Annotated in this window: 15 protein-coding genes; 3 read left to right on the forward strand and 12 right to left on the reverse strand. The window is 61.2% G+C overall.

The genetic code is table 11. The features are described 5' to 3' along the window. Window positions 1–54: 54 nt before the first annotated feature. From ACLEJR_RS12700 to minC, 4 genes are all read right to left on the reverse strand, one after another. Window positions 55–690 carry an RluA family pseudouridine synthase gene (locus ACLEJR_RS12700; protein WP_025214990.1) on the reverse strand — a complete coding sequence of 212 codons (636 nt, stop codon included), beginning with the start codon at window positions 688–690 and terminating at the stop codon, window positions 55–57. A gap of 106 nt (window positions 691–796) precedes the next feature. Then, a complete protein-coding gene (gene minE, locus ACLEJR_RS12705) occupies window positions 797–1,051 on the reverse strand; it encodes a cell division topological specificity factor MinE (protein WP_007960071.1) in 255 nt (84 codons plus the stop codon). Next, window positions 1,051–1,863, reverse strand: a complete 813-nt coding sequence (minD, locus tag ACLEJR_RS12710) for a septum site-determining protein MinD (protein ID WP_024779631.1) — start codon at window positions 1,861–1,863, stop codon at window positions 1,051–1,053. Before minD ends, minE begins: the two co-directional genes overlap by 1 nt. Before the next feature lie 200 nt (window positions 1,864–2,063). Then, a complete protein-coding gene (minC, locus tag ACLEJR_RS12715) occupies window positions 2,064–2,801 on the reverse strand; it encodes a septum site-determining protein MinC (protein ID WP_440794384.1) in 738 nt (245 codons plus the stop codon). A gap of 118 nt (window positions 2,802–2,919) precedes the next feature. Between minC and ACLEJR_RS12720 the strand changes: the two genes are divergently transcribed. Together ACLEJR_RS12720 and ACLEJR_RS12725 are read left to right on the forward strand one after the other, a co-directional pair. Continuing rightward, complete coding sequence (locus ACLEJR_RS12720) at window positions 2,920–3,852, forward strand: lipid A biosynthesis lauroyl acyltransferase (protein ID WP_440794382.1); 933 nt, start codon at window positions 2,920–2,922, stop codon at window positions 3,850–3,852. Between the two features lie 36 nt (window positions 3,853–3,888). Next, window positions 3,889–5,049 carry a patatin-like phospholipase family protein gene (locus ACLEJR_RS12725; protein ID WP_440794380.1) on the forward strand — a complete coding sequence of 387 codons (1,161 nt, stop codon included), beginning with the start codon at window positions 3,889–3,891 and terminating at the stop codon, window positions 5,047–5,049. A 190-nt stretch (window positions 5,050–5,239) separates the two neighbouring features. Here the strand turns inward: ACLEJR_RS12725 and ACLEJR_RS12730 are convergent, their stop codons facing one another. The 7 genes from ACLEJR_RS12730 to puuE form a co-directional block, all read right to left on the reverse strand. Continuing rightward, window positions 5,240–6,025, reverse strand: a complete 786-nt coding sequence (locus ACLEJR_RS12730) for an outer membrane protein OmpK (RefSeq protein ID WP_440814370.1) — start codon at window positions 6,023–6,025, stop codon at window positions 5,240–5,242. Window positions 6,026–6,067: 42 nt separating this feature from the next. After that, the gene (locus ACLEJR_RS12735) at window positions 6,068–6,250 is read right to left on the reverse strand and encodes a hypothetical protein (RefSeq protein WP_440814372.1); all 183 of its coding nucleotides are present in this window, start codon (window positions 6,248–6,250) and stop codon (window positions 6,068–6,070) included. A 179-nt stretch (window positions 6,251–6,429) separates the two neighbouring features. After that, window positions 6,430–7,731 (reverse strand): urate hydroxylase PuuD, encoded by a 1,302-nt coding sequence (locus tag ACLEJR_RS12740; protein ID WP_440814375.1) that lies wholly within the window; start codon window positions 7,729–7,731, stop codon window positions 6,430–6,432. Between the two features lie 52 nt (window positions 7,732–7,783). Continuing rightward, a complete protein-coding gene (locus ACLEJR_RS12745) occupies window positions 7,784–8,287 on the reverse strand; it encodes an ureidoglycolate lyase (RefSeq protein ID WP_440794373.1) in 504 nt (167 codons plus the stop codon). Window positions 8,288–8,433: 146 nt separating this feature from the next. Further along, window positions 8,434–9,429: an allantoicase gene (alc, locus tag ACLEJR_RS12750; RefSeq protein WP_440814377.1), complete on the reverse strand. Its 996-nt coding sequence runs from the start codon at window positions 9,427–9,429 to the stop codon at window positions 8,434–8,436. Window positions 9,430–9,494: 65 nt separating this feature from the next. Further along, window positions 9,495–10,010, reverse strand: a complete 516-nt coding sequence (uraD, locus tag ACLEJR_RS12755; protein ID WP_440794369.1) for a 2-oxo-4-hydroxy-4-carboxy-5-ureidoimidazoline decarboxylase — start codon at window positions 10,008–10,010, stop codon at window positions 9,495–9,497. After that, the gene (gene puuE / locus ACLEJR_RS12760) at window positions 10,007–10,948 is read right to left on the reverse strand and encodes an allantoinase PuuE (protein ID WP_440814380.1); all 942 of its coding nucleotides are present in this window, start codon (window positions 10,946–10,948) and stop codon (window positions 10,007–10,009) included. The genes uraD and puuE overlap by 4 nt, the downstream gene beginning before the upstream one ends. 410 nt (window positions 10,949–11,358) lie before the next feature. On the opposite strand from puuE, the gene uraH reads away from it, so the two are divergent. Continuing rightward, entirely contained in the window at window positions 11,359–11,712 is a 354-nt protein-coding gene (gene uraH / locus ACLEJR_RS12765; RefSeq protein WP_440794365.1) for a hydroxyisourate hydrolase, read from the forward strand. Between the two features lie 94 nt (window positions 11,713–11,806). Here the strand turns inward: uraH and ACLEJR_RS12770 are convergent, their stop codons facing one another. Next, a complete protein-coding gene (locus ACLEJR_RS12770) occupies window positions 11,807–13,120 on the reverse strand; it encodes a hypothetical protein (protein WP_440814382.1) in 1,314 nt (437 codons plus the stop codon). Window positions 13,121–13,300: the final 180 nt, after the last annotated feature.

The following is a 13,300-nucleotide window of genomic DNA, read 5'->3' on the forward strand; positions in this document are numbered from 1 at the left end:
CAAGCTCCCTCGCCACAACAGCGCTTTTGCCAAAGAGGCTCTGTTTGCCAAGGCTCAAAACGGTGCCGGGCACTCGAAGCGCAGGCGTTCGCCGCTTTGCGGGTGGGTGAAGCTCAGCATGCTGGCGTGCAGGCACAGGCGCGGCCAGGCGGCCAGGGCTTGCGGGTGGGCGTAGAGCCCGTCGCCCAATAGCGGGTGGCCGATGGACAACATGTGCACGCGCAGTTGATGCGAGCGCCCGGTGATCGGTGTCAGCTCGACGCGGCACCAGTCGCCGCAGCGTTCCAGCACGCGCCAGAAGGTCAAGGCATGTTTGCCGTGCTCATGGTCGACCACGTGGCGCGGCTTGGTTGGCGGGTCATAACGCAAGGGGAGGTCGATGCTGCCGCTGTCCAGCGCCGGCTGGCCCCAGCACAACGCGGTGTAGGCTTTTTCGGTTTCGCGATCATGGAATTGCCGGGACAGTTCGCGATGGGTGTCCGGGTCCCGGGCCAGCAGGATGATGCCGGAGGTTTCCCAGTCCAGCCGGTGCACGATTCGTGCTTCCGGGTAGCCGTTTTCCTGCAAGCGGGTGATCAGGCAGTCCTTGTTGTCGTCGGCCCGGCCGGGCACGGACAGCAGCAGGGTCGGCTTGTCGACCACCAGCACGGCGGCGTCCTGGTGAATGATGCGGATGTTGGAAAGGGGCATTGAAAACAGTCTCGGTACAAACGCCAACGGCGGCTCGGGCCCTTGCTCTCTAACCTTTGGGGGATAGAGGGAAGGGCCCGAGCCGCCGTGGCTCCCGCAGGATCGATCAGCGATCCGGCAGGGTGATGTTGAGTTCCAGAATCGAGCAGCTGCCCTGGCTTTCCAGCGCGACATGCACGTCATCGTTGCCGATGTTGACGTACTTGCGGATCACTTCGACCAGTTCCTTCTGCAAGGAGGGCAGGTAGTCCGGGGTGCTGCGTTGGCCGCGTTCGTGCGCCACGATGATCTGTAGACGCTCTTTCGCGACCGAGGCGGTACTGGGCTTTTTGTTGGCACGAAAGAAGTCAAAAAGGTTCATTACCTACCTCCAAACAGGCGCTCGAAGAATCCCTTCTTCTCGACGTTGAGGAACCGGTGTTCCAGGTCTTTGCCCAGCAAGCGGTCGACGGTATCGCTGTAGGCCTGGCCGGCGTCGCTCTGGTCGTCGAGGATGACCGGGACACCCTGGTTGGAGGCCTTGAGCACCGCCTGGGATTCCGGGATCACGCCCAGCAGCCGGACGGCGAGGATTTCCTTGACGTCTTCGACGCCGAGCATTTCGCCTTTCTCGACACGCTCCGGGTGGTAGCGGGTGATCAGCAGGTGTTCCTTGATCGGCTCTTCGCCTTTCTCGGCACGACGGGATTTGCTTGCCAACAGGCCCAGCATGCGGTCGGAGTCGCGTACCGAGGACACTTCCGGGTTGGTGACGACGATCGCTTCGTCAGCGAAATACATCGCCAGGTGGGCACCTTTCTCGATACCGGCCGGGGAGTCGCAAACCACGAACTCGAATTGTTCCTTGAGCTCCATCAGGACTTTTTCCACGCCTTCCTGGGTCAGCGCGTCTTTGTCGCGGGTCTGGCTGGCGGCCAGCACGTAGAGATTCTCAAGGCGCTTGTCCTTGATCAGGGCCTGTTGCAGGTTCGCTTCACCGTTGACCACGTTGACGAAGTCATAGACTACGCGGCGCTCGCAACCCATGATCAGGTCCAGGTTACGCAGGCCGACATCGAAGTCGACGATGACTGTCTTGTGGCCGCGCAATGCGAGGCCGGTACCGATAGCGGCGCTGGTGGTGGTCTTACCCACACCACCCTTGCCGGATGTAACCACGAGAATCTTGGCCAAGGTGTTTCACCCCTAAGGAAAAAGGACTTTGTCAGCCCCTGAAAAACATCTCTAGAGAACGGCGGCAATTGTACAGGCCTGGCTGGAACAGGGCGCGGGACGAGGTTCACCTCCGGTAAACCCTGCCTGATCCTGTTTCCTACGTCGTTTCAGCCGTTTCGCTACGTTTTAGAGATGCTTGGAAAATGCGGCAGTATCCGTTAAAGCCGAATGATGTTCAACACGTCGCCCGACAGGCTGACCTGCACGCCGGCGCCCCACAACGGGTCACGGCGCAGATCCTCGGAAACCTTGTACTGCCCGGCGATGGAAACCAGTTCAGCGCTCAATTGCTGACAGAAGATCCTGGCTTTGGTGTCGCCCTTGACGCCAGCCAGCGCACGACCGCGCATCGGGCCGTATACATGGATATTGCCATCGGCCAGAAGTTCCGCACCCGGGCTGACCGAGGACACGACCACCAGATCGCCACCCTGGGCGTAAATCTGTTGTCCGCCGCGCACCGGCGAGGTGATGACCCGGGTCGGCTTGACGGTCGGCTCCGGCGGCTTTTCCGGGACTTTCCTGGTTTCGACGGGACTCAGCTCCAGCACCCGCTCCCGGGCCCCGGACGGTGGCAACACCGGGATGTCCACGGCGATGGCAGCGGCGATGTCTTCGATGCGGCTGGCGCGGATTGCCAGGGTACGCAGACCATGCTGGCGGCAGACGCGCATCAGGCCCGGCAGGTCCACCGAGCCCTGGTCGGCCGGCAATTTGTCGAGGGCCAGCACCAGGGGGGCATTGCTGAAGAAATTCGGCGCCTGGGCGACTTTTGCGGCGAGCTGCCGGTCAAGGCCCTCCAGGTCGTTGCGGGCCAGCTCCAGCACCGTAATGGCGAGCATGCTGCCCTTCAGCTGGAACACGGGATCTTGGTCTAGCGGTTCGGTTTGGCTCATGGTCGGCGTACAACGGCTTGTCACTAAAAGTGCCGAGACTTATAACGAGATCGCCCGCGAGCCGCAAGCCGGGTCGAACGATGTAGAATGCGCGGCCCATGTCTTTGTGGAAGCTGTAATGGATCGCCCGCGTTTTCGAGCTGCATTTTTTCATCCGCGTTTCTGGCTGCTGTGGTGCGGCCTGGGGCTGTTGTGGCTGATCGTCCAGTTGCCTTATCCCTGCCTGTTGTGGATCGGTCGTGCATTGGGTGCGCTGATGTACCGGGTGGCCGGTGACCGACGGCGCATCGCCCGGCGTAACCTGGAGCTGTGTTTCCCGGAAAAATCCGCCGCCGAGCGCAAGCGCCTGCTCAAGGAGAACTTTGCCTCCACCGGCATCGCCTTCTTCGAGATGGCCATGAGCTGGTGGTGGTCGCGTTCGCGGCTGGCGAAACTGGCCCATGTCGAAGGCCTCGAGCACCTTAAGCAGGCTCAGCGCGAGGGCAAGGGCGTGATCCTGATGGCGCTGCATTTCACCACGCTGGAGATCGGCGCGGCGCTGCTCGGCCAGCAGCACACCATCGATGGCATGTATCGCGAGCACAAGAATCCGCTGTTCGACTACATTCAGCGCCGTGGCCGCGAGCGGCATAATCTCGATTCCCTGGCCGTAGAGCGTGACGACGTGCGCGGCATGCTCAAGCTGCTGCGCGCTGGCCGGGCGATCTGGTATGCGCCGGACCAGGATTACGGTGCCAAGCAAAGCGTGTTTGTGCCACTGTTCGGCATCCAGGCCGCGACCGTCACGGCCACCAGCAAGTTCGCTCGGCTGGGCAAGGCGCTGGTGGTGCCTTTCATCCAGGAACGCCTGGCCGACGGCAGTGGCTATCGTCTGGTGATCCAGGCACCGCTGGAAGATTTCCCGGGCGAGACCGAAGAGGCCGATTGCATCCGCATCAATCAATGGGTCGAGCGCTCGGTCAGCGATTGTCCCGAGCAATACCTCTGGGCCCACCGGCGCTTCAAGAGTCGTCCGCCGGGTGAGCCGAAGCTGTACGACAAACGCGGTTGAGCCTTTAGTCCACCTTCATGAGCACGGAGCAATGCGATGACCCCAGCTGAACCGGTAACGGGTTTGATTCTTTCCGGCGGCGGGGCTCGGGCGGCGTATCAGGTAGGGGTATTGGCAGCGATTGCCGAATTGTTGCCCGCCGGGGCAGATAATCCGTTCCCGGTGATCGTCGGCACGTCGGCCGGGGCCATCAACGCGGTCAGCCTGGCGAGCGGGGCGATGGATTTCAAGACCGCCATCGAACGGCTGACAGCCTTCTGGCAAGCTGTGCGCAGCCATCAGGTGATGCGCAGCGACTGGCGCGGCGTGCTGGCCCAGGCGACGCGTTTCATCACTCATAGCCTGCTCGGCCTGGGCGCCAAGTTGCCGGTGGCGCTGATTGACAGCTCGCCGTTGCGCGAACTGCTCCAGGCGCAATTCCACGCCTCGGGTATCGAGCAGGCCATCGCCGCGCAGCAATTGCGGGCGGTGGCGGTGACGGCGTTCGGTTATGAGTCCGGCCAGGCCGTGACCTTCTATCAGGGCCGCGGCACCATTGATGCCTGGCTGCGACATCGGCGCATCGGCGTGCCGACGCCATTGTCGGTGGAGCATCTACTAGCCAGTTCGGCGATTCCCTTGCTGTTCGCACCGGTCAAGATCGGCCCGCAATACTTTGGCGACGGCGCCGTGCGGCAATCGGCGCCGATCAGCCCGGCCCTGCACCTGGGGGCCAATCGCGTGCTGGTCATCGGTGTCAGTGGCAACCCGCGAGGCGCCGGCGGGCGGGATCCCATGGAGCGCAGCTACACCGGCCTGCAACCGACTCTCGCGCAGATCGGTGGCCACATGCTCAACAGTACGTTCATCGACAGCCTGGAAAGCGACATCGAGCTGTTGCAGCGCCTGAACGGCTTCAGCCGCTGGTTGCCCGACGACGTCGCGGCCCATACCTTGGGCGCGGCGCCGGTGGAGGTACTGGTGATTTCCCCCAGCCAGCCCATCGACGAAATCGCCGCCCGCCACCGCCAGGAACTGCCCCGCGCGCTACGGGTGTTCCTGCGCGGGCCGGGTGCGACCAAGACCAGCGGCGCCGGGGTGCTGAGTTATCTGTTGTTCGAGGCGGGGTATTGCAGCGAGCTGATCGAACTGGGGCGCCAGGATGCGTTGGCGCAGCGCGAGGAGTTGCGGCGGTTTTTGCGGTTGGCTCAGGAATGACACAAAAGAGCCAGTCGACCCAAATCCCGAGTGGGAGCGAGCCTGCTCGCGATGACGATTGGTCAGTCACTGCTGAGTCGACTGATGCGACGCTATCGCGAGCAGGCTCGCTCCCACAGGGGATTTGTGGCGAACGCTGAATCCGAATCCAATACAGGCCCCCCTGTGTATCAAGGAGCAAGTTGGGTAATCAGAAATGATACTTCAGCAAAAAGCTGGTATTGCTCTGGTTGGTCTTGAACCCTTCGCTGTCTTCGATCCCGTACTTGTTCTTCCAGTAGTCGTACTCCACACCCACATACAGCTGCTTGGCGCCCAGGTTCAGGGCCTTGCCCAGGTCATATTTGATCTGAGGGTTGATGTGCAGGTTGGCGTGGTAGGTGCCTTTGGAATTGCTGTCGTTGTCCACCACCCAGTCGATGAACCCGTCGATCAGGATGTCGGACGAGCCCACGGCAATGGTATAGGCCCAGGCCGGGGTGATCTGCCAGACGTTGTCGCCGGCACGTGGGCCTTCGGTCTGGCGGTTGTAGAAGTTCAGCTGGAAGTAATCGAAGCCGGGAATCGCCAGGTCGAAGCCGGGGCCGATCAGGTACGACTCGTTGTCACCTTCGCCGAACTCGTAGGTCATCGCCAGCAACACATCCTTGATCGGACCCAGTTCCAGCTTCTGGTCGAAGATCTTGCCGAACGACAGGCGCGGGCTGAACTCGCCGTAGTAGGTGTTCGGGCCCGACTGGCCGTCTTCCTTGCCGTTGTAGAAGATCCGGTCGAGGAAGAAAAAGTTGTCGCCGTATTTCCAGGCATCGGCGTGTTCGAAGGTCACGGTCTGCTGGATGCGTGGGTTGACCTGAAAATCCTTGCCGTACAAATAGGTCAGGCTGTTGTTCTGCCACTGGAACAGATCGTCGGCCATGGCCTGGCCCCCGGCCAACAAGGATCCTGCGAGTACCAGGCTGGTGCACGTACGTTTCATTCGGTTTGCTCCCAAAGGTAAGTGATACCGCTTTTTTTTCAATCAGCGCTCTGATGTGGCGCCTTTTTTCGGCGGATGAAACATCCGTTCGGTCAGCTTTTTGCTCGTGACAAAGGCTGACAGGATCTGGGCCATGACCGGAAGGGACTGGCAGTAGGTCAGGCGTTTTTTGGAATTATTGGAGTCGGCCGGATTCGAACGGCCGCGCAGGATACGGGCTTGCATCAACGGGCTCAAGTGGCCGGCGACGGCGCGTCAGCGCTGGTTCTGCAGCGGTGGGGCGGGGCTGGATCATCGGTCGCTTCGCTCTTGCTGTTATTGTCGAGGCGCAGCCTGTCGCCGACAGGAGACCGGTCGTGTTCCGGCCTGCCTGTCAGCGGTATAACGGTGGTGCAGTGTTCGGCTCAGTTGGTCCGTGCGCCCTGGGTGATCCAGGCGCCGATCAGGTCGCGTTCCTGCTGGGTCATCTGGGTGATGTTGCCCAGGGGCATGATCTGGGACGTCACGGCCTGGGCCTGGATCCGCGCGGCCTGTTGCTGGATCTGTTGCGGCGTATCGAACATCACCCCGCCGGGCGCAGCGCTGAACAGCGGGCTGGTGGGCTTGGCCGAGTGGCAGACCGCGCAGCGTTCCTGAATCACGCCGTGGACTTTTTCGAAGGATGGACCTTGGGTAGTGGAAGCCTGGGCTGGAGCCGCCGCAGGAGCGGCCGGCGCGGCTTCAGGCTTGGCGCCGCCACCCATGGCGGTTTCCGGCAGCGGCTGGTACTCGATGGCCGCCGGCGCCTTGGCCACGTCTGGTGCGGTGGAGACAGGCTTGGGACCGGTGACGTAGGCCAGGCAGATCATCGCCAGGGCGCCGACCGGCAGCGTCCAGGCAAACCGGTTGCTGTCGTGGCGGGTGTTGAAATAGTGCCGTACCAGCACCGCCGCCACTGCAATCCCGGCCAGGATCAGCCAGTTGTATTGGCTGCCGTAGGTGCTCGGGAAATGGTTGCTGATCATGATGAACAGCACCGGCAGGGTGAAGTAGTTGTTGTGCCGTGAACGCAACAGCCCTTTGGCCGGCAGTGCCGGATCAGGCGTGCGATTCTCGGCAATGGCTGCTACCAGCGCACGCTGTGCCGGCATGATGATGCGGAACACGTTGCCGACCATGATCGTCCCGATGACCGCCCCGACATGCAGGTAGGCACCGCGACCGCTGAATACCTTGCTGAACCCATAGGCAGCGGCGATCAATAGCACGAACAGGATCAAGCCGAGCAAGGCGGGGCGCTTGCCCAGGGCCGAGTCGCAGAGAAACGAATAGATGAACCAGCCGACGAACAACGAGCCAATGCCCAGGGCAACGCCTTCGGGCCCGCTCAGGCCACTGCCGGGCGCAAGCAGGTAGACGGTCGGGTTCCAGTAGAACACCACGCACAGCAGCGCGATGCCCGACATCCAGGTGAAGTAGGCTTCCCATTTGAACCAGTGCAGGTTGTCCGGCATGGACGGGGGTGCGAGTTTGTATTTTTCCAGGTGGTAGATGCCGCCACCGTGGATGGCCCACAGATCGCCGGCCAGGCCGCTCCTGGGATTGACGCGATTGAGGTTGTTTTCCAGCCAGACGAAGTAGAACGACGCGCCGATCCAGGCCACGCCAGTGATCATATGAACCCAGCGAATGCTCAGGTTCAGCCATTCCAGCATATGTGCTTCCACAGTCTTTACCTCTCGCCCGTCACGCTTGTCTGCGCGTGATCGGACGCTTCTCTTATTGGTGGGGGGCGAGGATCAGTAACTCATCCTCTTTGAAGAAATGCTCATCGCAGTTATTGCCTGTGCCACTGCGATCAACCACCAGGAAGTCATCCCGCTTTTCGATCGTCAGCACCGGGTGGTGCCAGACGCCGCGATGGTAATTGATGCCCTGCCTGCCGTTGGTGACGAAGGCGCGGGCCAAGCCTGATACAGGTGCATCGCCAAGTGGCGCGACCACGATCAGAAAGGGGTTGCCGAGCAGCGGAATGAACGCCTGGCTGCCCAGCGGATGGCGCTCCAGCATGCGCACGGTCAGCGGCATGTCCAGCGCGTCGGCGCGGAAGATGCTGATGATCGCCTTGTCGTCAGGCAGGGCGGTTTCCACCGTCGCCAGGCGATGGAAGCGCATGGTCGAACCGTTGTTGATCATGAAGTGATCGCTGCCATCGGTTTCGATTACGTCACCGAACGGGGCGAAGGCTTCTTTGGTCAAGGGTTCGATCTTGAGTGTGCGCATGCTGGTCTTCTTAATCCAAAATTCTGTGTTGTCGGTTCAGCTTTTGTGGCGAGGGAGCTTGCTCCCGCTGGGTCGCGAAGCGGCCCTCAACAATGGGACTGCTGTGCAGTCCAGCGGGAGCAGGCTCCCTCGCCACAGGTGCTGGTTTACTTCGCGACCTTGCCCAGGACTCGCAGGCGACTCACACCCCCATCCGGGAACACGTTCAGGCGGATGTGGGTGATTGGGCCCAGGGCCTTGAGCTGCTCGGCGAAGGTATGTTCGGCATGCATTTGCAGCTTCTGGCTCGGCAGCAGTTCGCGCCAGAACAGCGACTGGGTTTCGATCTGGCTGTCGGTGCCGCCCTTGACGAACGCGCCCTGGATCGAGCAGCTGTCAGGGTAGTTGCCCTTGAAGTGCAGGGTGTCGACGATGACTTTCTCGACCTCGCCGGCATGGCCCAGGGCGACGATGACCCAGTCGTTGCCTGGCGTGCGACGGCGGGCGGTTTCCCAGCCGTCACCCATGTTGATGCCACGACCAGGGTTGAGGATGTTGCTCATGCGTCCGAAGTGCTCGTCCGAGCAGGCCAGGGCACGGCCACCGTTGAGGGCGGCGGCCAGGTCGATCTGTTCGTTGTCGCCTACGGCCGACCAATCGCGGTACGGGATGCCATACACCCGCAGGCGGGCCACGCCGCCATCGGGATAGATGTTGAAGCGCAGATGGCTGAAGGCCTGGTCGTTGCTGATTTCATGGTAGTGGTGGCTGTTGCCCTGCAACTCGACCGCCGAGAGCACTTCGGTCCATGGGGTGTTTTCGTCCGGCTCGCCTTCGGTCAGGAAACAGGCTTCCAGGGACGCCGACGGCGGATAGTTACCGGTGAAGAACGAGGTGTCGATATCCACGCCCTTGATCGAGCCCGCCACGCCCAGGCGGATCACTGCACTGTCGTAGCCTTCGAAGCGCTTGCGACGTGACTCCCAGCCGTCCATCCATTTGCCGTTGTCGTCGAACACGCCTTCTTTCCACACCGCCGGGGTCGGCTGGAACAGGCGGTTGGCGTCGGCGAACCAGTCATCGGTAACCGAGATGATCCTGGTGCCCAAGCGGGCGTCGGCCAGGTTGACGAACTTCTCGAAAGGTACGGCGTAAGCTTTCATTCTTCTTGTCTGCCTTTAATAAGTTTGGCTGGGGATGCTTGCAGTGCTGTTCGGCAGGCTGCTCGCTAGAGGGTCAGTAGTCGGAACAACGCGATTTTGTTGATCTCTGCCAGCGCGCATTTGAATTCAGTCTCGACCGAATGGTGGATGCGCGTTTCGAACGCCGCGAGGATCTGGTGCCGGTTGCTGCCTTTTACCGCCATGATGAAGGGAAACCTGAACCTGGCCTTGTAGGCTTCGTTCAGCTCGGTGAAGCGCTGGAACTCTTCAGTCGTGCATTGATGAATACCGGCGCCAGCCTGTTCGTTCGTGCTGGCCTCGGTCAGTTGCCCCTGGACGGCAGCTTTGCCGGCCAGGTCCGGGTGAGCGTTGATCAGCGCCAGCTGACTGGCTTGATCGGCACTCAACAGGATGTCGCTCATGCGCTGGTGCAGGGTTTCGATCTCGTCGATCGACGGGTCCTGGCCCAGGTCGAAGGCTTTTTCAGCCACCCATGGCGAATGTTCGTAGATCTCGCCGAAGGCTTCGACGAACGCCTCGCGGCTCAGGGTGGAAGGCTTGAGGGTCTGGAACGTAGTCATTTCGAGCCCCCCGTTTTAGACACGCCCGGATGCGGATGGACCTGCTGCCAGTGCCGGGCAATGTCGACGCGACGGCTGAACCAGACCTGCTCGTGGCTCTTGGCGTACTCCAGGAAACGCTTGAGGGAGGCGAGGCGGGCCGGGCGGCCGATCAAACGGCAGTGCAGGCCGATGGAAAGCATCTTCGGCGCTTCGCTGCCCTCGGCATATAGCACGTCGAAAGCGTCCTTGAGGTACTGGAAAAAGTCGTCGCCGTTGTTGAAACCCTGGACCTGGGTGAAACGCATGTCGTTGGTGTCCAGGGTGTAGGGAATCACCAGGTGCGGCTTGCCGTTGGGGGTGTTCGGCTCCCAGTAGGGCAGGTCGTCGTCATAGGTGTCGCTGTCGTAGAGGAAGCCGCCTTCTTCCATCACCAGCCGTCGGGTGTTGGGGCCGGTGCGTCCGGTGTACCAGCCCAGCGGACGTTCCCCGGTGATCTCGGTGAGGATGCGGATCGCCTCGAGCATGTGCTCGCGTTCCTGGGCCTCGTCCATGTATTGGTAGTCGATCCAGCGGTAGCCATGGCTGCAGATTTCATGGCCGGCGGCGACCATCGCACGGATCAGGTCCGGGTGACGCTGGGCGGCCATGGCTACGGCGAAGATGGTCAGCGGGATATCGAATTGCTTGAACAGCTTGAGGATCCGCCAGACCCCGGCACGGCTGCCATACTCGTACAGCGATTCCATGCTCATGTTGCGTTCGCCTGGCAGCGGTTGCGCCGCGACCATCTCGGAAAGGAACGCTTCGGACTCCTTGTCGCCGTGCAGGATGTTGCGCTCGCCGCCCTCCTCGTAATTGAGCACGAAGGACAGGGCGATGCGGGCATTGCCCGGCCACTGGGGGTGGGGAGGGTTACTGCCGTAACCGATCAGGTCGCGTGGGTAGTCAGCGCTCACTGCAGTCTTCCTTCTTGTTCGAACCATGTGGGTGGCGCCTGGAGGATGGATCGGGTCTGGCGTCACGACGATGGAGTGATTGTATACAACTTTATGCGCGATTTGTAAGCCTGATTTTTTGCATTTTTCGCTCGACGCTCCCCATGACCTACACTGCAAGAAATCTGCCCGTTTGGTCAATTTATGCTTGGGAGGGCCGGATAACCATTGGTTTAACTCAATACCAGGTCGGGAAGGTCAGCAGGCTCGGGCGGAAGTAAAGAACTGTTTTTTATTGTGTACAATTTCGTTTTAAAGTGTCTTAATTCGTCATCGCCGCGCTGTTCGTGCCTTGAAACGGTGCGGCCTGTCTTTCAACTGATTCAGGAGGCGTCGGGCCGGGCTGCCTTGCAGCGTGGCGCGCACAATCAATGGGACGTTTGACTACTCACGTTTTGGATGCTGCACACGGCTGCCCAGGCAGCGCAATCACAATCGAGCTGTACCGCGTGGAAGGCACGCAGTTGCAATGGGTTGCCAGTGCGCAGACCAACAGCGACGGCCGTTGCGATGCACCGCTGCTGCAAGGGGAGGACTACCGATCGGGGGTCTATCAATTGCAATTTCATGCCGGCGACTACTACCGCGCCCGTGGCGTCCAGTTGCCCGATCCGGCGTTCCTGGACGTGGTGGTGTTGCGCTTCGGCATTTCGGCCGAGCAGGAGCACTATCACGTACCCCTGCTGATTTCGCCTTACGCCTATTCAACCTATCGAGGCAGCTGACCCCAAGCAGTTGCCTGATCCTGGAAGCCACTGCGCATAAAGCTTCTCTGGTTTTCGCCCGCCCACACTGCGGGCTTTTTTTTTGCCCGCGGGTTTACAGCCGGGCGTTGTCATCGCGGATGATGAAAACGGTGTCGGCAGCGCCTGGCAGGATCTGCGAACCGCCCCTGAGCCAGATGATCCTGTTGGCTTCGTGGGCGTCCTTGACGACTTGTGCGGCGGCGTCTCCGACCTGAGTTTCCAGGCTCATGCCCGTCGTGTTGGGGTTGTTTTGCGTGGGCATGGACAGCTTCGGGATCCGGGTGCGGTGCAGGCTCATGAAAAACAGGTAGTCATGGCCTGTGCGTCGAAAGACCAGGGCCGGAAAACTGTTGAAGCTGTTGGGCTCCATGACCGTGTAGCCATTGCGCCTCAGCAGATCGGCCATGAAGCGCTTGAAATCCACAGTGGAGTAGGTGTTGAGGAAAAATTCCCACTGGCGCCGAAACCGCATGGGGTCGAAGTCCAGCCGGTTCAAGGCACCCGTCGAGGACGGGGCAGGCAGCTCGATTGTGCGTGATGTATTGGTGATGCCTGACGTGGTGGGAAGAATCGACAGCATCAGCAACGGATCACTCCATTGCGGGTGCGGGGAAGGGGTGGCGTGTTTCCAGCTGTGGAAAATCTGCCGCAGGGCAGTCAGTCCTGCGGCGTCGGCGTACGGTGAGCTGTTGGCCAGCTCGAATTGCTTCCTGGCGATGTTTTCCAGGGTGACAGTGGTGACCTCCGGAAAAATATCCCTGACATGAGCCGTCAGTGGTTTTTCGAAAGGCAGCCGGGTGTCGATTTCCCAGTGATCATCCGGTGGAACACGTATCGCGGCCCTGGGCTGTTCCTCCGGTGTGTGCCTGAGAATGGCTTCCAGCACATCGAAATCATAGGCCGGATGCGTAGGCGGCTGGATGTACAGAATCGGGAATTGGCGTGCATCCATGCGGCTCATGACCTTGTAGTGGACATCGTTCACGGTGATGAACTGGGGCAGCGCGAGTGTCGGCGTGAACGCCCAATCCGGCCTGAAGAGCGCCGGCGCTTGCTCGGTGGCTTCGTTTTGCGGGGGCGGTGTCGTGCGCTGGCGCTTGGAGGTGGTCGAGGCGTCATCGTCCGACGAGCTGTGCAAGGTGATGGTCAGCACTGAGTCACTGCTGTCTGCATCGACCGCAACGACAACTTGCCGCCACAGCAGGCTGCCTGCCACTTGTTCCAGGCGTGGCCCGGAGGCGACCAGTTCGGCGCTGGAGCGGGCCCTGTAATGGCCTTCGGCATCGTGGCCCAGCAGCACCGTCCCGCCTTCTTCCAATTCGACGTACGTGCGTGTCCTGAAGGTGCGGATTCCCGAAATGGCGTCGGGCTCCGATAACAGGGGCACCAGTTCCGGTGAAAGGTAATAAGGGTCCAACGACAGGGCGACGGATATCGCTCCGACCGGCGCCAGTGAACTGATCTCGGAGAGGTGGACGGGGGTGTGCAGCGGCTCTGGTGCCTGGGTGTCGCTTCCTGACGATGAGCTGGAGCCCGGGTCAAAGCCATCCCCCCTGATGGGATTTCT

The organism is Pseudomonas sp. SMN5, assembly GCF_052041925.1.
GTDB lineage: Bacteria > Pseudomonadota > Gammaproteobacteria > Pseudomonadales > Pseudomonadaceae > Aquipseudomonas.

Bases quoted from the DNA above. Each gene is read 5' to 3' on its own strand.
- alc (WP_440814377.1), bottom strand. From the start codon at position 9,429: ATGAAAGCTTACGCCGTACCTTTCGAGAAGTTCGTCAACCTGGCCGAC.
- ACLEJR_RS12720 (WP_440794382.1), top strand. From the start codon at position 2,920: ATGGATCGCCCGCGTTTTCGAGCTGCATTTTTTCATCCGCGTTTCTGG.
- uraD (WP_440794369.1), bottom strand. From the start codon at position 10,010: ATGACTACGTTCCAGACCCTCAAGCCTTCCACCCTGAGCCGCGAGGCG.
- ACLEJR_RS12735 (WP_440814372.1), bottom strand. From the start codon at position 6,250: ATGCAAGCCCGTATCCTGCGCGGCCGTTCGAATCCGGCCGACTCCAAT.
- ACLEJR_RS12725 (WP_440794380.1), top strand. From the start codon at position 3,889: ATGACCCCAGCTGAACCGGTAACGGGTTTGATTCTTTCCGGCGGCGGG.
- ACLEJR_RS12730 (WP_440814370.1), bottom strand. From the start codon at position 6,025: ATGAAACGTACGTGCACCAGCCTGGTACTCGCAGGATCCTTGTTGGCC.
- minE (WP_007960071.1), bottom strand. From the start codon at position 1,051: ATGAACCTTTTTGACTTCTTTCGTGCCAACAAAAAGCCCAGTACCGCC.
- uraH (WP_440794365.1), top strand. From the start codon at position 11,359: ATGGGACGTTTGACTACTCACGTTTTGGATGCTGCACACGGCTGCCCA.
- ACLEJR_RS12700 (WP_025214990.1), bottom strand. From the start codon at position 690: ATGCCCCTTTCCAACATCCGCATCATTCACCAGGACGCCGCCGTGCTG.
- minC (WP_440794384.1), bottom strand. From the start codon at position 2,801: ATGAGCCAAACCGAACCGCTAGACCAAGATCCCGTGTTCCAGCTGAAG.
- ACLEJR_RS12745 (WP_440794373.1), bottom strand. From the start codon at position 8,287: ATGCGCACACTCAAGATCGAACCCTTGACCAAAGAAGCCTTCGCCCCG.